The sequence below is a fragment of the Pseudophaeobacter sp. genome (assembly GCF_039971195.1).
GTDB lineage: Bacteria > Pseudomonadota > Alphaproteobacteria > Rhodobacterales > Rhodobacteraceae > Pseudophaeobacter.
Window position 1 is genome coordinate 1 of the sequence record NZ_JBDWPJ010000054.1, and the last position, 18,482, is coordinate 18,482.

The following is an 18,482-nucleotide window of genomic DNA, read 5'->3' on the forward strand; positions in this document are numbered from 1 at the left end:
GGCTGCGCCGACGTCAGGAATTGGCGCAGATTTCGCTGCGCACCTGGGTGATTGGCATTTCAGGCGGGCTGGTGTCGATGACGGCCTATGGTCTGGTGCTCTTTGCGAAAAACTTTGCCCCGCTTGGTGCGGTCTCGGCACTGCGGGAAACCTCGGTGATTTTTGCGGCGCTGATCGGCTTTGTCATCCTCAAAGAAGGCAATTGGATGCGCCGCCTCGGCGCGGCTGTTTTGATGGCCCTCGGCGTGGGCTTGATCGGCATGTCTGTTTGATAGGCATAATCACGGGTTGTGCACCCCTGCTGTCTTCTCAGCGTTGACGGAAGGCGCGAAGGGGCGCAAACTATTGTTACAACATCGTCTTAGGTTTCCTGCATTGAGGAGATTCGAGCGGTGGTTGTCAGAAACTGGATCCATGATTTCGCAGGGCTGCGGCATTTTGGCCTTATCAGTTTTTGAAACTGTCACTGTTTGTTGGGCGCAATGCCTCGCACTCTTTCGAAGACCAAAAACAATAATAAGCGAAAACAACAACCCACTAGGGAGAAATTTGAATATGACTACCAAATCTAGCGTCACTCGCCGGACGCTGCTGAAAAGCGCCGGTGCGGCTGCTCTCGCGGCACCGCTCTATTCCAAAAGCGCGCTGGCGTCCTCGGGTGAAGTGAACATCCTGATGTGGTCGGACTACCTGCCCCCCGCCTTTATCGAAGGCTTTGAGGCAAAGACCGGCATCAAGGTGAACTACACCGGGATTGGCTCGAACGAGGAAATCATCAACAAGATGAAGGCCACCAAAGGCCAGGGTTTTGACATTGTCTCGCCTACCAACAACCGGTCGCTGCAATGGGGTCCACTGGAGCTGCTGAAGCCGTTCGACATGAACAAGGTCAACATCGACGCCGTGAACCCTGCGATGGCCAAGATCGGCACATCTGCTTGGAACTTTGAAGGCGCCGGCGTGCATTGGCTGCCACATATCTGGGGCACCGAAGGCGTTGCCTACCGTACCGACAAATGGCTGCCAGAGGGCGATGCACCTTCCTATGGTGACATCTGGGCCGAAGAAAACGCCGGCAAGACAATGGGCCGTGCCCATTCGATGATGCTGGGTGCGGGTCTGTACATGGAAGCCGCTGGTGAAATGGACGAGGGTTCTGTCTGGGCTGCCTATGGTGACGAAGACACCATGCGCGAAGTCTGGGGCCAGATCACCGACTGGTGCATGGCGCGCAAAAACCGCATCAAGCTGATCTGGAACGATGCGGATTCGCAGAAAAACGGCCTGCTGAACGAAGGCGTTGTGGTTGGTCAGACCTGGGATGGCCCGCCGCTGGCGCTGAAAGCAGCCGGCGAGCCTGTGCATTATCAAGCCCCTGTTGAGGGCGCGATGGCCTGGGTCGACGGCATGTCCATGCCCGTTGGTGCCAAGAACGAAGAGCAGGTCTATGCCTTCATCGACTATGCCTTTGGCCAGGAAGCCGCAGGCAAGGCGATCGACAGCCATGGTTACAACTCGCCAGTTCTGGGCGCGGATACCTATTCCGGCGACGTCTACAAAAAGAACTTTGCCGAAGCCTATCCTGGCGACAGCTTGGCAAACCTGAACCCATGGCCTGCCGAAGCGCCTTGGTATGCCGAAGTGCGGACCGAGTTCGTCAACAAGTTCAAAAGCGCCTAAATCGCGTTTTGAAAACAGCTGGCCTGCGACACTCTCGCGGGCCAGACCGCGCGCAGTACCAGACTACCTGGGGCGCATGACACACATCTGAATGAACAGAACAGCCTGTTTGCGCCGGGGGTATCCTCCACCGGGCAAGAAAGCTGCGAGCTGAGGAGAGACCACATGAGTGCTGGGGTCGGCGTAGATCTTGAAAACCTCTGGATCCGCTTTGGAGATTTTGTCGCCGTGCGCGACGCAAATGTGCATATCAAGGGTGGAGATTTCTTTTCCTTTCTTGGTCCCTCGGGCTGCGGCAAGACCACGATCTTGCGCGCGGTTTCGGGTTTTCTGGAGCCCAGCGAAGGTCAGGTGCTGATCGGCGGCAATGACATGCGCGGCATTGGTCCCAACAAACGCCCAACCGCGCTAATCTTTCAGAACCTGGCGCTGTTCCCGCTGATGAAAGTCTGGGAGAACATCACCTTCTCCATGGAGATCAAAGGCGCCTCGGCCAAGGAACGCCGCAAGCGTGCGGATGAGCTGTTGGACATGATTGCGCTGCCGGGACAGGGCGACAAACTGCCCTCTGAACTCTCTGGCGGTCAGCGTCAGCGGGTGGCGATTGCCCGAGCTCTGTGCGCAGAACCCGATGTTTTGCTGCTGGACGAGCCGCTTTCGGCGCTGGATCTGAAACTGCGTCAGCACATGCGCACCGAGCTGCGCGAAATTCAGCAGCGGGTTGGTATTACCTTTATCTACATCACCCACGACCAGGGCGAAGCCCTCACCATGTCGGACAATATCGCGGTGATGCGCGCCGGGGTGATCGATCAGATTGGTGATGGCAAGACCATCTACAATGATCCATCAACCGCCTTTGCCGCGTCTTTTGTCGGTGAGAACAATGTGTTCCGCGGCACCGTGAAGCAGGTGCAGGGCGATACCGCACTGATCTCCACCAACCGGTCTGGCGATTTGCTGGCGCGGATCTCCACCGCCAATCAGGGCAAGATGAAGGCTGGCGATGCGGCGATGATGTTTATCCGCCCCGAAGCCTTTGCCCTGGCGCCTGTGGGCTCCGAAGGCGATCACTTTGTCACCGCAACCGTCACCAACGAGGAATTTGAAGGCAACAGCTTCAACATCTTTATGGAAGGCGAAGGCGGCAAGGAAATGAAGGTCTCGCTGCCCAACCTCGGCCAGTCCTTTGACAGCCACAAGGGGCAGCCGATGACCCTGCAATATGATGTCCAGAACGCTGTGGCTTTGCCCGCTGGCGATCTGGCCACCGAATAGGGAGACCGGCAATGCCCCGTTTCCTGAAAGAGTTTTTTGATCGCAACGGTCTGGGCATCGGCTCATTGATGCTGGGTCTGGTGCTGTTCTGGACCATCGGCCTGATCATCCTGCCGCAGCTCTCGATGCTGGACTTCTCCTTTCGTCCTAACCTGCCGCCTCCAGAGATCGGCGGGCCCAAAGACGTCTATACGATGGAGAACTACAAATACCTGGTCTTTGGCCCCGAAGGCGGCAGCCAGGAGTATAATGCGGTTGATCTGAAGGTGTTCTACCGCACCCTGATCGCGGCGATCTTTGTCACCATCTTCAACCTGATCCTCTGCTACCCGATCGCCTATTACCTTGCCCAGACCAAGGGCAATCACATCCGTATCTTTGCGCTGATGCTGATCATTCCCTATTGGATCAACGAGATCCTGCGGGCCTTTGCCCTGCGCATCATCTTTGGTGAGACCGGGGTGCTGAACAACCTTCTGGTGGCGGCCGGGATCTTTGACACGCCCTTTGACTTTGTCCGCAATGACATCGCGCTTTATGCAGGTCTGGGCTATGCCTATATCTTGCTGATGATCTTCCCGATCTACAACGTGATCGAAAGCCTGGATCGCAACCAGATCGAGGCGGCGCGGGACATGGGGGCCAGCTGGTCGATGATCCACCGACGGGTGGTCATTCCCTATGCCAAACCGGGCATCTCCTCGGGCTGTACCATGGTGTTCATGTTGTCTGCCGGGGCACTGGCGGCGCCACAGATCCTGGGCGGGCCATCCTCGCTCTGGTTTACCCAGCTGATCTATCAGCAATTCAACGACAACTCTGACTGGCCACAGGGCGCGGCCTATGCCGTGGTGCTGCTGGTCACCTGTATCCTCTTGGTGCTTGCTCTGATGCGGGTCTTCAAGGTGAACATGGGGGATATCGGCAAATGAAGAACCTCTCTCTTCTCCGCGTCAGCCTCTGGGCCTATCTGGCAATCTTCTTTGCCTACCTGCTTGGACCCCTGGTGATCATGTCCATCACTGCCTTCAACTCCCCCGAGTTTCCCCGGGCGGCGCCTTGGGAATGCCTGACCTTTGAATGGTTCTCGGCTCTGTTCAGAGACGAGCGCATTCTCAACGGCATCAAGAACTCGGTTCTGGTGGGGTTTGGCACCGTGGTTCTTTCGGTGGCCATGGGGCTGGCGGGGGCTTTGATGCTGACCCAGATCTGGCCCAAACTGCGGGCGACCTATTATACCATCATCATTGCACCGATCCTGGTGCCGGGTGTAGTTATTGGTATCTCGACGCTGGTGTTCTGGGACCGGATCAACCGGATGCTGGGCCTTGGAGCGGATAGCTTCCTGTCCAACGGGTTGTTCCTCACCGTCATCGGCCAGTCCACCTTTATTGCCAGCTACTGCATGCTGGTGCTGGTGGCGCGTCTGCAGCGCTATGACGTGGCGCTGACCGAGGCGGCGCTGGACCTTGGTGCCACCCATGCGCAGGCCTTCCGCAAGGTGCTCTTGCCCTTCATGAAGCCCGCCATTGCTTCTGCAGCAGTGCTGGCCTTCCTGGCGAGCTTTGAGAACTACAACACCACCACCTTCACCTTTGGCGAATACCCAACTCTGACCATCGAACTGGCGCAGAAGGTACGCTATGGCATCACCCCGGCGATTTCGGCTCTGGCCTTTATCATCGTGTTGCTCACGGTTTTTGCTGCCCTGTTCAATGAGGCTAATATTCGCCGCAAGGAACTGGTGGCCGAGGCCCGCAAGGATGCCACCGTCGAAGAGCTGAGCTCTGGCCGGATCAAGATGCCCGGTTTCCTTAGCTCCAACTGGGCGGCTGTGGCACTGGTGATTGTGGCCTGTGCTACGGTGACCGTGGTGGGGGCCGCAACGGTCTATAGCCCGCAGCAGTGTATCGCGGATGTCCAGGAGCAAAAGCGCCTGGAGACCGAGATGCGCATTCAGGAGCTGAAGCGTCAGCGCGAGCTGCGTCGTCAGCAGCAACAGGAAGAGCAGGGCGAGGCCGCTCCGGCGCAATCCCAGCCTTCCTCAGGTAACAACTCGGGCTTTGGCGGCGTCTTTGCTCCCAGCACCCTGGGCGGTGACGCGGCAGAACCAGAGGCTGAGACCGAGGCTGAAGACGAGGGCAACAACTCGGGCTTTGGTGGTGTCTTTGCCCCCAGCACCCTGAGTGGCGGCGATGACAGTGAGGGTTCAGGCAACTGATCCCTCGCAGATCTGAGCAAAAGAAAAACCCCGCCCGGCAGCACTACCGGGCGGGGTTTCTATTTGCAGCGGCGGTACAGCCTCAGGCGGGCAGAGATTTGGAAAACAGCATCCCCGGCGCATCCTCGGCCACAGGCGCCGCTGACAACCGCGCCATATGCCAGGCCAGCGCCTGATTGCTGCTCACCACTGGTTTGCCAAGGCGCTGTTCCAGATCCGCAATGATATCAAGGGTGCGCAGATTGGTGCAGCTGAGGAAAACCGCCTCGGTTTTGGGATCAGCGCCAACCTCCAGTGCTGCGGCATGGATCGACACCGGGTCAATGCGGGCGACATTGGCTTCGACCTCTTCGCCAAAGGAAACCATGGCGGGCACGGCGATGCCTGCCTGTTCAAAGGTCTGGCGCATCGGGCCGGAAACAGAGCCTATATAAGGCGAAACCAGCCCAATTGAGGTGACATCAAGCGCTGCAAAGGCGGTCAATGTCGCGGTGAGCGGCTGGGCGACCTGGCGGGTTTTGACCGCGCCTTTGACCAGCTCTGCCACCCGGTCCGGGCCGATCAATGTGGTACCAGAGGTGCAACCATAGGCCACCGCATCAAACGCTGCAGCCTGCGGCAGCAGAGCGGCGGCGGCGGGCATGTCCCGCTCCATCTGGGCAATGGTATCCGGGGTCAGCGCCTCGCCCGAAGGAATGCGGTTCACATAGATCGCCACATCGCGGCTGGGAAACAGGCGGCGAAAATCCTGCTCGATGGTTTCGTCCACCTGCAGGGCAATCAGGCCCAGGGTGGCCGCAGAGCCAATAGGCCCGGTCAGGCGATAGGGGTAGTGGCTCATGCCTTTGGGTCCTTTGTGAACTAAAAATCTGGCGCGACCTTTGCCGACAATGCGCTGCACTGCAAGGGGCATGCAGGTGCGGGCCTGCTCTGGCCAAGTGCCGGCCCAGTTTCGGCCTCGAGGTGGTCGTGCCACAGTTTTGCCGCCTCGTGCCTCGCAGTCACCCTAGTTGAGCCGACTCGCTAACGTTTTTCCATGTCAGATTGGAGGGATTGAATTGGAGTCCTTCTGCGCCCCGCAATCGGCTGGCCAGCGGACACCATGGGCAAGGAACAGGGGCGTCATGGCTGTTTTGGACAATGCAATCTGGCTGACCGGAGCCAATGGCGCCGCCGAAAGCGGCAGCACTGCCCTGACAGAGGGCGGCAACAGCACCACAGTTACGGGGACTTTCAGCGCTAAATCCTGGGATGCTACCCAGTCTGGCTATGAGGTGTCGGATTTTGGCGCCTTTGGCGTCAGCGAGCCGATAACTGCCGGCTACACCTTTTCCAATCCGGTTACGGATCTTACTTTTGACCTCCAACATGTGAACTCTTCTGGCTCCAGCCATGACGACAAATTCACCCTGCGCATTTTGGACGACACAGGTGCCCTGATCCCCGCAGATGAGGTAATCGCCGGGCTGACCGGGCTCACCCATCACAGCGTGACCACCAACCCGGATGGTACGGTCTCGATCGAGGCCGAGGGAGATGCGCCTGACACCATCGGGGTGGCCCTGTCAGGACCGATTTCTGGACTATCGATCACCTATGACAATGGCGCGGATGCGGATCTGTCCGGCGGGGCCGGGATTTCGGATCTCAGTTTCACCATCCCACCGGCGCTCGACCATATTGTGGAAGGCAGCGATGGCGATGACCTGATCGATAGTGACTATCTAGGTGATCCCGAGGGCGACCGTGTCGACAACGGAGATGCGCTGGATGGCTCGCAGGATGATCTGATTGAGGCGGGTGGTGGCAATGACACTGTGCTGGCCGGGGAGGGCAATGACTCCATCGAGACCGGAGAGGGCGATGATTCCGTTGTTGGCGGTGGAGGCGATGACACCCTGCGCGGCGGCTGGGGCGATGACACGCTGTATGGGGGCGATGGCAACGATCAGCTCGAGGGGCTATACGGCAACGATTTGATCTATGCGGGGGCCGGCGATGATCATGTCTTTGGCCGTGATCAGGATGATCTGATTTATGGCGAGGATGGCAATGACACCCTGATCGGCAGCATGGGCACTGATACGGTCTGGGGCGGCGAGGGCAATGATCTGCTGGCTGGCAGTCAGGGCAATGATGAAATCCACGGCGGTGCCGGCAACGACCTCGCCTTTATTGGCGTGCATGAGGGATCGGATAGCATCTACCTCGACGAGGGCAATGATTTCCTCGATGGCGGCTCGGCGGGGTCATCCTTTTATGGTGAGGGCGGCAGCGGCAACGACAAAATGAACAGCGGCGTCGGCGACGATACCCTGTTTGGCGACAGCGGCCGCGATACCCTGGATGGGGGCAGCGGAGCGGATGCGCTGGACGGCGGCAGCGACGAAGACAGTATTGAAGGCGGCAGCGGCAACGACACGCTGGTTGGCGGTTCTGGTGCGGATACCCTTTCCGGCGGCGATGACCGGGATGTAATCCACGGCGGTGCTGGTGATGTGGTTGACGGTGGCGAAGGCGGTGATGACCACGACGTGCTGGATCTGCGCGGCGCAGGGCGCACATCCGTCACCTATGATCCGGAGGATGGCGAGGCCGGAACGGTCGACTTCCTGGACGCTGAGGGCAATGTCACTGGCACGCTTACCTTCTCCAATATCGAAGAGGTGATAGAAGAGGTCGTGCCCTGTTTCACCCCCGGCGCAATGATCCTGACCCCCCAGGGCGAAGTCGCCGTAGAAAAGCTTGTGGTAGGGGACCAGGTTGAGACCCTTGATCACGGAACCCAAACCCTGCGCTGGATCGGCACCCGGCATCTGGGGGCGGCAGAGCTGATGCTGCGGCCCGGCTTTAAACCGGTGCGGATTGCAGCTGGCGCCCTGGGCGCGGATCTGCCTGGCGCGGATCTCCTGGTTTCACCGCAGCACCGGATGCTGCTGAGTGGCGCCCATGCGGAGCTGCTGTTTGGCGAGGCCGAGGTGCTGGCGGCGGCGCTTTACCTGGTGAACGATCGCAGTATCCGGCGCGAACGCTCCGGTTCAGTGACCTATATCCATCTGATGTTTGATCGCCATGAAATCATCTGCGCCAATGGCGCCTGGACCGAGAGCTTTCAGCCCGGCGGGTTCACGCTTTCTGGCATGGGGATCGAACAGCGGGCAGAACTGCTGGCGCTGTTTCCCGAGGCAGAGCTGATTGGCGAGGAATTTGCCGCTGCGCGCCCCTCTCTCAAAGCCTTTGAGGCAGAGATCCTGCGCGGTTTGAGCGGTACCTCTGACCTGAGTTAGCGCCAATGCGCGGGAAACGGGTCGCCCCCTTGCAAGGGAGGGTTTAGGCTTGGGTGCAGATCAAAGGACCCTCCTATGTCGAATCCCAATGCCCTGTCGATTGACCTCACCTCCGGATTGCTTTTGGCCGCTTTGGCGCTGGTCTGGGGGGGCTCGTTCTTTTTTGCTGAGATTGCCTTGCGGGAATTGCCGCCGCTTACCATCACCCTGTTTCGGGTCGCCTTGGCGCTGCCGGTGCTGTTTTTGGTGGTGCGCCTAAAGGGCATTGCGATTCCGCGCGGGGCAAAGATCTGGAGCGCCTACCTCGGGATGGGGGCGCTGAACAACGCCATTCCTTTTTCGTTGATCTTTTGGGGGCAGACCCAGATCGAAAGCGGGCTGGCCTCGATCCTCAATGGCACCACGGCGATGTTTGGCGCGGTGGTGGCGGGGGGCTTGTTAAAGGATGAGCCGCTGACGACACAGAAACTGATTGGCGCCGCGCTGGGATTTCTTGGCGTCGCGGTGATCATGGGACCTGCGGCGCTGACCTCGCTTGACCCGCGCAATCTGGCGCAGCTGGCGGTTTTGGCCGCAGCCTTTTCCTATGCGCTGGCCAGTGTCTGGGGAAAGCTGTTTCTGAGCGGGCAGCCGCCCCTGATGAATGCGCTGGGCATGGTGGCGGGCAGCACAGTGCTGATGTTGCCAATTGTGTTTTATGTCGAGGGCGTGCCGCGCATTGACCTCTCTGTTGAAGTCTGGGGCGCCTTGATCGGCATCGCCGTACTGTCCACGGCGCTGGCCTATCTGATGTATTTTGACATTCTGCGCCGGGCCGGATCTGCCAATCTGATGCTGGTCACCCTGCTGATCCCGCCTGTGGCGGTGGGCCTAGGGGCAGGCTTCCTTGGTGAGCAGCTGAGCCGCGAAGCCTTCCTGGGCTTCCTTGTGATTGGCCTGGGGCTTGTGGTGACCGATGGCCGCCTGTTCAAAGCCTTGATGAACAGGCAACAAAAACCGGCAAATGCCCCGGAGTGATCAGTTGGGGGTATTGACCGCATCCGGGTGGGCCTTGGCAAAGGCGGGATGGGCAGCGCAGGCTTCCTCGACCGCCAGAATGCGGGGCATATCCGAGATATCGGCACCCCAACGCCGCGCGTTGTAAAGCTGCGGCATCAGGCAGATATCGGCCAGACCGGGCAGATGTCCGGTGCAATAGGGATCTTGTTCATAGCCTGCCAGCAAAGCTTCAAAAGCCTGCAATCCGGGGCGGATGAAATGTACCATCCAGTTGCCGGGCATCCCCGCAGCGCCACCTGTCAGCTGGGTCGCATGTTTGGCCACCTGCAGATTGCAGACCGGGTGCAGGTCGACCGCAATCGAATGGGCCAGCGCCTGGGCCTGAACCCGGGCGGCAGGATCCTTGGGCAACAGGCCCAAATCGCGGGTCTGATCCAGATAGTCCAGAATGGCCAGCGACTGGGTCATCCGCAGACCATCAATGTCGAGCACCGGCACAAAGCCCTGCGGGTTGCGCGCCAGATGTTCGGGGCCTTTGTGGTCGCCGCTGACCAGATCCACGCTGATGGACTGGTATTTGATGCCCGCAAGGTTCAGCGCGATGCGCAACCGGTAGCTGGCAGAGGAACGCCAATAGTCGAAGAGAACGGTGTCGTGCATCACTGATCTTTCCTGAGAAAAAGGGTCTAACAAGGAGGTATTGGGCAACCGAAGCCTCTCCGGTTGCCCAAGTGATGTCAATCTATTGCAGGCTCATGGTCAGGGATCAGACCTCGCTCAGCTCCTTGGCGTGCAGCCAATCGGCGTGTTTTGGAGCCTTCTTGGTCTTGGACCATTCTTCCAGCATTTCCCATTTCACCGCGTCGAGTTTTTCCAGCAACGCCTCTTCTTTGGGATCGGGGCAGGCCAGCTCGACCCGATGACCATTGGGATCAAAGAAGTAGATCGAGTGGAAGATCGAGTGATCGGTCACCCCCAGAACTTCGACGCCATTGGCCTCCAGGTGGTCCTTGAACTCGATCAGGGTGTCGCGGTCTTTGACCTTGAAAGCGATGTGCTGCACCCAGATCGGGGTGTTCAAATCGCGGCCCATTTCCGGCTTGGTGGGCAGCTCAAAAAACGCCAGAACATTGCCGTTGCCCGCATCCATGAAGATATGCATGTAGGGGTCGGGTTCGTGGGTTGATGGCACATGGTCCTCGGCAATCGCCAGGACAAAATCCATCTTGAGCATTGTGTTGTACCACTCGACGGTCTGTTTGGCGTCTTTGCAACGATAGGCAACGTGGTGAATTTGTTCGATCTTCACGAGGGGTCCTCCTCAGCTGTGAGCGCGGCAGCTGCCAGCGCCTGTTTCAGGATCGCGCGGTCTCCGATGTGGTTGGCCAGCACCAAGAGCAGACGGGCGTTGAACGCATCGCTGTCTGCCTTGTCGCGGCCTTCATGGGCGGCCAGAAGATCTGCATAGAAATCATCGGCGCCATTGATGTTCGGGGTCAGGATCAGGGTATCGGACATCAGGTTCACTCCTTGCCCATGGCGCGGCGAATGGCTGCGCGAAACTGGTTGTCATCAAAAGAAGGCCGACGGGCGGCAACGTGCTGATCCGGGCGGATCAGATAGACGCCGCTGTCATTGTCGCCCAGATAGCGCTCTTTCAGGGCTAGGGTCTTGTCATCCTTGACCGACAGCGCCAGCCGTTTGACGGTGATACCAGCCTCTTCAATTTCATCCGGCGCTTCGGCATCGATGGTCAGCAGGGTGAAGCTATTGCCAAGCTTTGGCAGAAGAAAATCATCTCCCAGCGGTGCATCGGGGCAGGAAGAGCCAGGCCGGGTGCGGGTCGGACCATCCAGCAGCGCATCCGCCGAGTTCAGCGTCGAGCCATCATAGGTGCAGGGCACCGAGAGGCGGCCAGAATTCACCAATGGGCGGGCAAATTCGTGATGCTCGCTCAGATCCAGCACCGCGTCGCGCAGCAGGCGGGACATTTCTGATTTCGGCGTGATGAAATCAGTGGAACGGCTGGAGTTGAGGATATTCTCATCAGCGCCATGCACCCGTTCCTGGTCGTAGCTGTCGAGCAGGCTTTCGGGGGCCTTGCCCTCCATCACCAGTTTCAACTTCCAGATCAGGTTGTCGGTGTCCTGCAGGCCAGAGTTGGCCCCACGGGCGCCAAAGGGCGAGACCTGATGCGCGGCATCGCCGGCAAAGAGCACGCGACCATGACGGAATTTCTCCATCCGGCGGCACTGGAAGGTATAGATCGAGACCCATTCCAGCTCAAACTCCACCTCATCGCCGAGCATCGCCTTGAGCCGGGGAATGACGTTTTCGGGGCGCTTTTCGCGCTCCTTGTCGATGTCCCAGCCCAGCTGCAGATCAATGCGCCAAACCCCATCGGGCTGTTTGTGCAAGAGCGCCGACTGGCCCTTGTTGAAAGGCGGGTCAAACCAGAACCAACGCTCTGTCGGAAAGTCCGCTTCCATGATGACGTCAGCAATCAGGAAGTTGTCTTCAAAGACGCGGCCGACAAAATCCAGCCCCAGCATGCGGCGGGTGGGGGACCCGGCACCATCGCAGGCGATCATCCAGTCGGCTTCGAGGTTGTAGGACCCTTCCGGCGTGTCGATTTCCAGCGTTACATGATCGGAGTGGGTGCCAATGGCCGAGACCTTGTTGCGGCCGCGGATCTCGATCGGCGCGCCTTGCTCTTGCAATTCGCGCACCCGATTGACCAGGTATTCTTCAAAATAATACTGCTGCAGATTGATGAAGGCCGGGCGCTGGTGGCCCTCTTCGGGCAGCAGGTTAAAGTCATAGACCTGACGGTCATCAAAGAAGACCTTGCCCTTGTTCCACAGCACCCCCTTGTCGACCATCGACTGACCACAGCCCAGACGGTCGAGGATCTCGAGTGGCCGTTTGGCAAAGCAGATGGCGCGGGAGCCAAAGCTCACCTTGTCGTTTTCATCGAGGATCACCACCTCGACGCCTTCCTGCGCCAGTTCGATACCGGCGGCGAGGCCAATGGGTCCGGCACCAATCACCACAACTTTGCGGCGTACCGGGGCTCCGGCATCCTGATCCTCGTGGCGGGCATAAGGATACATCGGGACTTCAAAGATCTTGTTCATCTGGTCTCCTCCCAAATGGGGTGCCTCATCGGGGATGTGATCGGCACAGCTTCTCTTTTTCCCGGCAAGAGCTGCCTGCCGGGAGGATAGGGGTATCGTTTCATAAGTTTTAGCGGGGCGGCACGATCTGGATCAAATCGCCCCGCGATTAGGGATGCGCCTTAGCCTTGCAGCGCGGCCCACATGTCCAGATCGCGCTCGGCGGTCCAGATACGGGGGTGAGCAATGCCACGGGCCTCGTCATAGGCGCGGGCGACGTTAAACGGCAGGCAGTGTTCGTAGATTGCGTAATCGGCAAACTTGGGATCGCATTCGGCGCGCACCGCATCCCAGGCTTCTTTCAGCGAGCCACCACGTGCCGCGACACGGGCGGCGGGCAGATAGGTGCTCTGGACAAAGTCACGGGTGCTCTCAATGGCGCGGTTCACCGCCTCCTTGCCAACCAAGGCGCCGCCACGACCGGGTGCAATTGCGTCCACGTCATAGGCTTTGATATTGTCCAGGGTCTGGCCCCAATCGGCAAAATGTCCATCACCACAATAGCAGGCAGAGTGGTCTTCGACGATGTCACCAGTGAACATGACGTTCTGGTCCGGCACATGGATCACCGCATCCCCTGCGGTATGGGCGCGACCGATCTGTTTGATGTTGACCCGGCGTTTGCCCAGGAAGACAGTCATTTCATCGCTGAAAGTGGTGGTGGGCATGGTCAGGCCGGGAATGCTCTCATAGCCCTCAAACAGACGTGGGAAACGCTGGAATTCGCTGTCCCAGTCTTCCTGACCCCGTTCCAGAACCATATTGTAGGCGGCATTGGACATGATCACCTGCTGGGCGTTGAAGGCCGAAGCTCCCAGCACCCGCACGGCGTGGTAATGGGTCAGAACCACATGGGTGATTGGCTTATCGGTGACCGAACGCACGCATTCGATGACCTTGTTTGCCAGACGCGGTGTTGCCTGGGCTTCGACGATCATCACGCTATCATCACCGATGATCACACCAGAGTTGGGGTCGCCCTCGGCGGTAAAGGCATAAAGTCCCTCACCGATCTCGTCAAAGGTGATTTTCTTTTCGCTCATGTCCCCTTGGGACGCAAATGCCTTGGCCATGTGTTCAGTCCTCGATGTCGTAGTCGATTTGCAAGATGCCACCCGGTTTTTCTTCCGTGGAGGTCAGTTTAAGATTGTGTTGTGCGCCAGGGGCAAAGCAGGGCAGCCCCCGGCCTAGCAGTGTTGGCATGATGAAAACTCGCAGGGTGTCAAAGAGCCCAGCATCCAGAGCGACACGTTGGGTTTCACCGCCGCCCATGATCCAGACCCTCTGGTGCCCGGCCTTTTCGATGGCCTTGCGCAACATCTCGATGTCACCTGCCGCAGCACAATGCGCACCTGTAAAGCTGGTGTTTCGGGTCAGGATGTATCCGGGTCGATCCTCATAGGGCCATCCCCATCCCATGACTTGGCGATAGGTCGTTCGGCCCATGACCAGGGCATCAATGTCGGCAATGAAATCACCATAGCCACCGTCATGTCCGTCCGAGGCCAACGCCTCGTTGAAAGGATCCAGCCAGGCAACGCTGCCACCTTCGTCAGCAATGAACCCATCCAGGCTCATGGCGATGTAGCCTACATACTTCGGAGAAGTCATTGCGGCGTCTCCAGTTGCAGGAATTCAAGACGATTGCCAAAGGGATCCGTGGAAAAGAACCGTTTGCGCCCTTCGATGGCGCAGTCCCAGGCCAGGTCACGGCCAGCAGTTTCAAACCGCGTAGCCAAGGCAGCGATATCTGTGGTGCGAAATCCGGGGTGGGCTTTCAGCGCGGGTGAAAACGCCTCTTCCACTCCCAGGTGCAATTCGCTGCCCATCAGGGCAAACCATACCCCGCCGCTTGCCTGTAAGGCTTCGGGTTTGGCAATCTCGCGCAGACCAACCAGATTGCCCCAAAAGGCGCGGCACTGGTCCTCGCCTCCCTTGGGGATGGCAATCTGAATATGGTCCAACGCGAGGGTCACGCCTTTAGCCCCAGGTCTTGGCGGGCAGGATCTTGCCCACACAATCGCCAAAGCCGATGGTGAAACTGTCGCCACGGGCATTGCCGCGCAGGGTCAGGGTGTCGCCATCCTCGATAAAGCCACGGGTCTCACCGGTATCCAGGGTGAAGGGCTCGCGCCCGGCCCAGCTCAGCTCCATCAAGGAGCCAAACTCAGAGCGTTCCGCCCCCGAAATGGTCCCGGATCCCAAGAGATCGCCGGTGTTCATCTCGCAGCCACCAATGGCGTGATGGCAGAGCTGCTCGGCCGCCGAATAATACATCCGGTTGTAGTTGGTCTTGGAGACCGAGGTTGCCGTGGCCGCACCTTCGGGCTGCATCAGCACTTCCAGCTCGATGTCATAAAGCCCGTCCTTGCTGCCATCCAGATAGGGCAGCAGTTCTTTTTCGCGCGCTGGCGTTGGTGCCCGGAAGCATTCCAGCGCCGCAGCGGTAACAATCCAGGGGGAAATCGAGGTGCCAAAGGCCTTGCCCTGAAACGGCCCCAGCGGCTGGTATTCCCAGCCCTGGATGTCGCGGGCCGACCAGTCGTTCAGCAGCACATAGCCAAAGATCATCGCATCGGCTTCATCCACGGTGATGGGCTGGCCAAACTCGGACCCGGTGCCCACGATGGCGCCCATTTCCAGCTCGATATCCAGCCGCTTGCTGGGGCCAAAGGAGGGCATCTCGGCGTCCGGCGCCTTGGTCTGGCCATTGGGGCGATGGATCGGGGTGCCAGAAACCACCACGGAAGAGGCACGACCGTTATAGCCAATCGGGATATGCAGCCAGTTGGCGGGCAGATCGGGCGAGCCCCGCAGGATCGCCCCCATGTTTTTGGCGTGCTGCATACCGGCATAAAAATCGGTGTATTCCGCTACTGCCATCGGCATATGCAGCTCGGCCTCAGCCTGGGCCACCATGAGCGACTCCAGCTTGCCCTGATCCGCAGATCCCTCCGCCAGCAGCGCCGTCAGACGATCGCGCAGCGCGACCCAAACGGCAGGGCCCTCTTCCATCATCTCGTTCCAAAACGGCATCTCAAAGAGCGGATAATCCGCCAGCTGCAACAGACCTGCCTCTTCGGCGGCCTGGCAATCCAGGATCATATCCCCAATCGCCACACCACAGCGCGGATCGCTATCTTCGGTCGAGAAAACGCCGTAGGGCAGGTTGTTCAGCGGAAAGGGATGCGCGGCGTCATTGGCCGAGGCAACCCAGGATTTCAGAAGCGGCATAGTGCCTCCAGTCATGCGAGGCGCTTGCGGCCTCATTATCATCTTTCCGGAAATATTCCGGGGGTGAATGGGCCATTTGAGGCCCAGAGGGGGCAGCGCCCCCTCCCTTGTTTGTCTACTTCAGATCCAGCCTACTTCAGGCCGGGTGTGCCGTCGAACTTCTTCTCAATATCGCTCCAGCAGTCGATGTAATCATCCTGCAGCGGTGCCTCCTTGGCGGCAAATTCGGTCAGATGCTGCGGGAAACGGGTCTCAAACATGAAAGACATGGTGTTCTCCAGCTTCTCCGGCCCAAGATTGGAATTTGACGCCCCTTCAAAGGCATTTTTGTCCGGCCCATGCGGGATCATCATATTGTGGAGCGACATGCCACCGGGCACAAATCCTTTTGGCTTGGCGTCATACTGCCCATAGATATTGCCCATCAGCTCGGACATGATGTTCTTGTGATACCAGGGCGGACGGAAGGTGTTCTCCGCCACCATCCAGCGATCACGGAACAGCACAAAATCGATATTGGCCGTCCCCGGCACGCCCGAGGGGGCCGTCAGCACGGTAAAGATCGAGGGATCCGGATGGTCAAACAGGATCGCGCCGACCGGGCAATAGGTCTTGAGATCATATTTGTAAGGCGCGTAGTTGCCGTGCCAGGCCACCACGTCCAGGGGGCTCTGGTCGATTTTGGTCTCATGAAACTGGCCGCACCATTTTACGGTCAGGGTCGAGGGCACCTCGCGGTCCTCATAGGCTGCCATAGGCGCCTTGAAATCGCGCGGGTTGGCCATGCAGTTGGCGCCAATCGGGCCTCGGCCCGGCAGTTCAAACTTCTGGCCGTAGTTTTCGCAGACAAAACCGCGGCAAGGGCCTTCGAGAACCTCAACCCGGTAGACCAGACCACGCGGAATAATGGCGATCTCCTGCGGTTCCAGATCAATAATTCCCAGCTCGGTGGCAAAGCGCAGGCGGCCTTCCTGAGGCACCACCAGCAGTTCAGAATCGGCCGAGAAGAAATAGGCGTCCTTCATGCTCTCAGTTACCAGATAGACATGAGAGGCCATGCCGACCTGGGTGTTCACATCTCCGGCGGTGGTCATGGTTTTCATGCCGGTGAGCCAGGTCAGGGACTCTCCATCATGCGCCACCGGGTCCCAGCGATACTGGCCAAGGCTGGCTACATCGGGGTCCACATGCGGCGCAGATTTCCAATAGGGCAGGTCAATCTTGCTGTAGCGATGCGAATGTTTGACGCTGGGGCGGATACGGTAGCACCAGGTGCGCTCGGGCGGATCAGCAGTAAATGCGGTGCCAGAAAGCTGCTCGCCGTAGAGACCATAGTTGCATTTCTGCGGGCTGTTCATGCCCTGTGGCATGGCGCCGGGCAGCACTTCGCTTTCAAAGTCATTGCCAAAGCCAGGCATATAGCCTTCGTGCGGGCCGGCAAGAGAGGGGGCCTGGATCATCTGGTGTGGATCAGCAGCATTGTTCATATCGCGCGCTCCTTTTCTGCTTGCGGAATTAATAGTTGTTTTTGTAACTAACAAGGGCAAGGAGAGCACCATGACTGAAAAAGATGATTTTTCGCTGCAGGATTTCCTGCCCTTTCTGTTGAACCGGGCCGCCGAGGATTCCTCGCTGGAGTTTCAGGCCCACTACAAAAACCGCTATGGTATGTTGCGCAATGAGTGGCGGGTGCTGTTCCATCTGGGGATCTTTGGTCAGATGACGGCCAAGGAAATTGGCGATCGGGCCAAGATCCACAAGACCAAGATCAGCCGCGCCGTGGCCAAATTGGCGGCGCGTCGATTCGTCTCCCGCAGCCGTGATGAAAACGACCGCCGCTCCGAACATTTGCGTCTTACACCCGCCGGCGAAGCAGCCTATCGTGATTTGCGAAGCCAGGCGCAAAGCTATGACGCGCAGCTGGCCGCGCGGTTCACCCCTGCAGAGGTGGCCCTGCTGCGGCATATGCTGCGACAGCTGGCAGGAATAGAAGAGGCCCCCACCGGTAAATAGCGGGACCGGGGCAACAGGGTCTGTGACAGGAAAGGGCAGGGCGGTGATGGACTGCATGGATGCAAGAGCGGCAAGCTTGGTGCCCTGGATGATCGAAAAGGGGCTGCGCAGCTCTGGCCGTCAGGACCTGCTCAACACCTTTTGCGAAAAGTTGGTGGAGCTGGGGGTGCCGCTGTGGCGGTTCCACCTGGCACAGCGCGCCTTTCATCCCAAGTTTGGCGGCATAGGCTATAACTGGACCCGGTCTGACGGGATCAGTCACGAACATTATGAGCGCCGCGAAACCCCACGCGAGGCCTGGCTCAGGAGTCCTTTCTACCAGATGTTGGAGCAGGGTCTGGAGAGCCTACAGTTTGACCTGACGGTAGATGTCCCCGCGCAGTTCCCCCTGTTGCAAGAGCTGAAAGAACGCGGCGCGACGGAGTATTTTGCGCTGACCCTGCGGTTTACGAACGACGATGCCCCGGTCGATCCAAATGCGCCCTCCGAAGGGATTCTGTGCTCCTGGACTTCTGACAGCCCGGAAGGGTTTTCAGAGGAAGACAAGGCCCTGATCCAGTCGCTTTATCCTGTTTTGGGGCTGGCGCTGAAATC

17 protein-coding genes and 2 pseudogenes are annotated in these 18,482 nt (G+C 59.0%); 9 read left to right on the forward strand and 10 right to left on the reverse strand.

Annotated features, from left to right (window positions below):
- From ABJP42_RS04625 to ABJP42_RS04645, 5 genes and pseudogenes are all read left to right on the forward strand, one after another.
- Window positions 1–272 (forward strand): annotated as a pseudogene (locus ABJP42_RS04625) (EamA family transporter); the annotation flags it as partial.
- A gap of 283 nt (window positions 273–555) precedes the next feature.
- Window positions 556–1,680, forward strand: coding sequence for an extracellular solute-binding protein (locus ABJP42_RS04630; protein WP_348338779.1), 1,125 nt, complete (start codon window positions 556–558; stop codon window positions 1,678–1,680).
- 165 nt (window positions 1,681–1,845) lie between these two features.
- The gene (locus ABJP42_RS04635) at window positions 1,846–2,958 is read left to right on the forward strand and encodes an ABC transporter ATP-binding protein (RefSeq protein WP_348338781.1); all 1,113 of its coding nucleotides are present in this window, start codon (window positions 1,846–1,848) and stop codon (window positions 2,956–2,958) included.
- Between the two features lie 11 nt (window positions 2,959–2,969).
- The gene (locus tag ABJP42_RS04640; protein WP_348338783.1) at window positions 2,970–3,890 is read left to right on the forward strand and encodes an ABC transporter permease; all 921 of its coding nucleotides are present in this window, start codon (window positions 2,970–2,972) and stop codon (window positions 3,888–3,890) included.
- Window positions 3,887–5,179 carry an ABC transporter permease gene (locus ABJP42_RS04645; RefSeq protein ID WP_348338785.1) on the forward strand — a complete coding sequence of 431 codons (1,293 nt, stop codon included), beginning with the start codon at window positions 3,887–3,889 and terminating at the stop codon, window positions 5,177–5,179. Before ABJP42_RS04640 ends, ABJP42_RS04645 begins: the two co-directional genes overlap by 4 nt.
- Window positions 5,180–5,261: 82 nt before the next feature.
- Here ABJP42_RS04645 and ABJP42_RS04650 read toward each other — a convergent pair whose 3' ends face one another.
- Window positions 5,262–6,020, reverse strand: coding sequence for a maleate cis-trans isomerase family protein (locus ABJP42_RS04650; RefSeq protein WP_348338787.1), 759 nt, complete (start codon window positions 6,018–6,020; stop codon window positions 5,262–5,264).
- Window positions 6,021–6,303: 283 nt separating this feature from the next.
- Here ABJP42_RS04650 and ABJP42_RS04655 point away from each other — a divergent pair, with 283 nt between their 5' ends.
- Both ABJP42_RS04655 and ABJP42_RS04660 read left to right on the forward strand, forming a co-directional pair.
- On the forward strand, window positions 6,304–8,466 hold the full coding sequence (locus tag ABJP42_RS04655) for a Hint domain-containing protein (RefSeq protein WP_348338789.1): 2,163 nt from the start codon (window positions 6,304–6,306) through the stop codon (window positions 8,464–8,466).
- Between the two features lie 75 nt (window positions 8,467–8,541).
- Complete coding sequence (locus ABJP42_RS04660) at window positions 8,542–9,483, forward strand: DMT family transporter (RefSeq protein ID WP_348338791.1); 942 nt, start codon at window positions 8,542–8,544, stop codon at window positions 9,481–9,483.
- Here the strand turns inward: ABJP42_RS04660 and maiA are convergent, their stop codons facing one another.
- The 9 genes from maiA to hmgA form a co-directional block, all read right to left on the reverse strand.
- Window positions 9,484–10,125 carry a maleylacetoacetate isomerase gene (gene maiA / locus ABJP42_RS04665; protein WP_348338793.1) on the reverse strand — a complete coding sequence of 214 codons (642 nt, stop codon included), beginning with the start codon at window positions 10,123–10,125 and terminating at the stop codon, window positions 9,484–9,486. It abuts the gene before it with no gap.
- A 106-nt stretch (window positions 10,126–10,231) separates the two neighbouring features.
- Complete coding sequence (locus tag ABJP42_RS04670) at window positions 10,232–10,774, reverse strand: VOC family protein (protein ID WP_348338795.1); 543 nt, start codon at window positions 10,772–10,774, stop codon at window positions 10,232–10,234.
- A complete protein-coding gene (locus ABJP42_RS04675; RefSeq protein WP_348338797.1) occupies window positions 10,771–10,983 on the reverse strand; it encodes a DUF2783 domain-containing protein in 213 nt (70 codons plus the stop codon). The genes ABJP42_RS04670 and ABJP42_RS04675 overlap by 4 nt, the downstream gene beginning before the upstream one ends.
- Window positions 10,984–10,988: 5 nt before the next feature.
- A complete protein-coding gene (locus ABJP42_RS04680) occupies window positions 10,989–12,602 on the reverse strand; it encodes an FAD-dependent oxidoreductase (RefSeq protein WP_348338799.1) in 1,614 nt (537 codons plus the stop codon).
- 161 nt (window positions 12,603–12,763) lie between these two features.
- Complete coding sequence (locus tag ABJP42_RS04685) at window positions 12,764–13,714, reverse strand: MBL fold metallo-hydrolase (RefSeq protein ID WP_348338801.1); 951 nt, start codon at window positions 13,712–13,714, stop codon at window positions 12,764–12,766.
- Window positions 13,715–13,718: 4 nt separating this feature from the next.
- Complete coding sequence (locus tag ABJP42_RS04690) at window positions 13,719–14,252, reverse strand: dihydrofolate reductase family protein (protein ID WP_348338803.1); 534 nt, start codon at window positions 14,250–14,252, stop codon at window positions 13,719–13,721.
- The gene (locus tag ABJP42_RS04695; RefSeq protein WP_348338804.1) at window positions 14,249–14,617 is read right to left on the reverse strand and encodes a VOC family protein; all 369 of its coding nucleotides are present in this window, start codon (window positions 14,615–14,617) and stop codon (window positions 14,249–14,251) included. The genes ABJP42_RS04690 and ABJP42_RS04695 overlap by 4 nt, the downstream gene beginning before the upstream one ends.
- 4 nt (window positions 14,618–14,621) lie before the next feature.
- Window positions 14,622–15,875, reverse strand: coding sequence for a fumarylacetoacetase (gene fahA, locus ABJP42_RS04700; protein ID WP_348338806.1), 1,254 nt, complete (start codon window positions 15,873–15,875; stop codon window positions 14,622–14,624).
- A 131-nt stretch (window positions 15,876–16,006) separates the two neighbouring features.
- The gene (gene hmgA / locus ABJP42_RS04705; RefSeq protein WP_348338808.1) at window positions 16,007–17,362 is read right to left on the reverse strand and encodes a homogentisate 1,2-dioxygenase; all 1,356 of its coding nucleotides are present in this window, start codon (window positions 17,360–17,362) and stop codon (window positions 16,007–16,009) included.
- 70 nt (window positions 17,363–17,432) lie between these two features.
- Here hmgA and ABJP42_RS04710 point away from each other — a divergent pair, with 70 nt between their 5' ends.
- Window positions 17,433–17,888: a MarR family winged helix-turn-helix transcriptional regulator gene (locus ABJP42_RS04710; RefSeq protein WP_348338810.1), complete on the forward strand. Its 456-nt coding sequence runs from the start codon at window positions 17,433–17,435 to the stop codon at window positions 17,886–17,888.
- A 55-nt stretch (window positions 17,889–17,943) separates the two neighbouring features.
- Window positions 17,944–18,482: pseudogene (locus ABJP42_RS04715) on the forward strand (adenylate/guanylate cyclase domain-containing protein); the annotation flags it as partial.

Coding starts and splice junctions, on each gene's coding strand:
- fahA (WP_348338806.1), bottom strand. CDS start 15,875: ATGCCGCTTCTGAAATCCTGGGTTGCCTCGGCCAATGACGCCGCGCAT.
- maiA (WP_348338793.1), bottom strand. CDS start 10,125: ATGCACGACACCGTTCTCTTCGACTATTGGCGTTCCTCTGCCAGCTAC.
- ABJP42_RS04650 (WP_348338787.1), bottom strand. CDS start 6,020: ATGAGCCACTACCCCTATCGCCTGACCGGGCCTATTGGCTCTGCGGCC.
- ABJP42_RS04710 (WP_348338810.1), top strand. CDS start 17,433: ATGACTGAAAAAGATGATTTTTCGCTGCAGGATTTCCTGCCCTTTCTG.
- ABJP42_RS04645 (WP_348338785.1), top strand. CDS start 3,887: ATGAAGAACCTCTCTCTTCTCCGCGTCAGCCTCTGGGCCTATCTGGCA.
- ABJP42_RS04640 (WP_348338783.1), top strand. CDS start 2,970: ATGCCCCGTTTCCTGAAAGAGTTTTTTGATCGCAACGGTCTGGGCATC.
- hmgA (WP_348338808.1), bottom strand. CDS start 17,362: ATGAACAATGCTGCTGATCCACACCAGATGATCCAGGCCCCCTCTCTT.
- ABJP42_RS04680 (WP_348338799.1), bottom strand. CDS start 12,602: ATGAACAAGATCTTTGAAGTCCCGATGTATCCTTATGCCCGCCACGAG.
- ABJP42_RS04635 (WP_348338781.1), top strand. CDS start 1,846: ATGAGTGCTGGGGTCGGCGTAGATCTTGAAAACCTCTGGATCCGCTTT.
- ABJP42_RS04630 (WP_348338779.1), top strand. CDS start 556: ATGACTACCAAATCTAGCGTCACTCGCCGGACGCTGCTGAAAAGCGCC.
- ABJP42_RS04690 (WP_348338803.1), bottom strand. CDS start 14,252: ATGACTTCTCCGAAGTATGTAGGCTACATCGCCATGAGCCTGGATGGG.
- ABJP42_RS04685 (WP_348338801.1), bottom strand. CDS start 13,714: ATGGCCAAGGCATTTGCGTCCCAAGGGGACATGAGCGAAAAGAAAATC.
- ABJP42_RS04655 (WP_348338789.1), top strand. CDS start 6,304: ATGGCTGTTTTGGACAATGCAATCTGGCTGACCGGAGCCAATGGCGCC.
- ABJP42_RS04660 (WP_348338791.1), top strand. CDS start 8,542: ATGTCGAATCCCAATGCCCTGTCGATTGACCTCACCTCCGGATTGCTT.
- ABJP42_RS04675 (WP_348338797.1), bottom strand. CDS start 10,983: ATGTCCGATACCCTGATCCTGACCCCGAACATCAATGGCGCCGATGAT.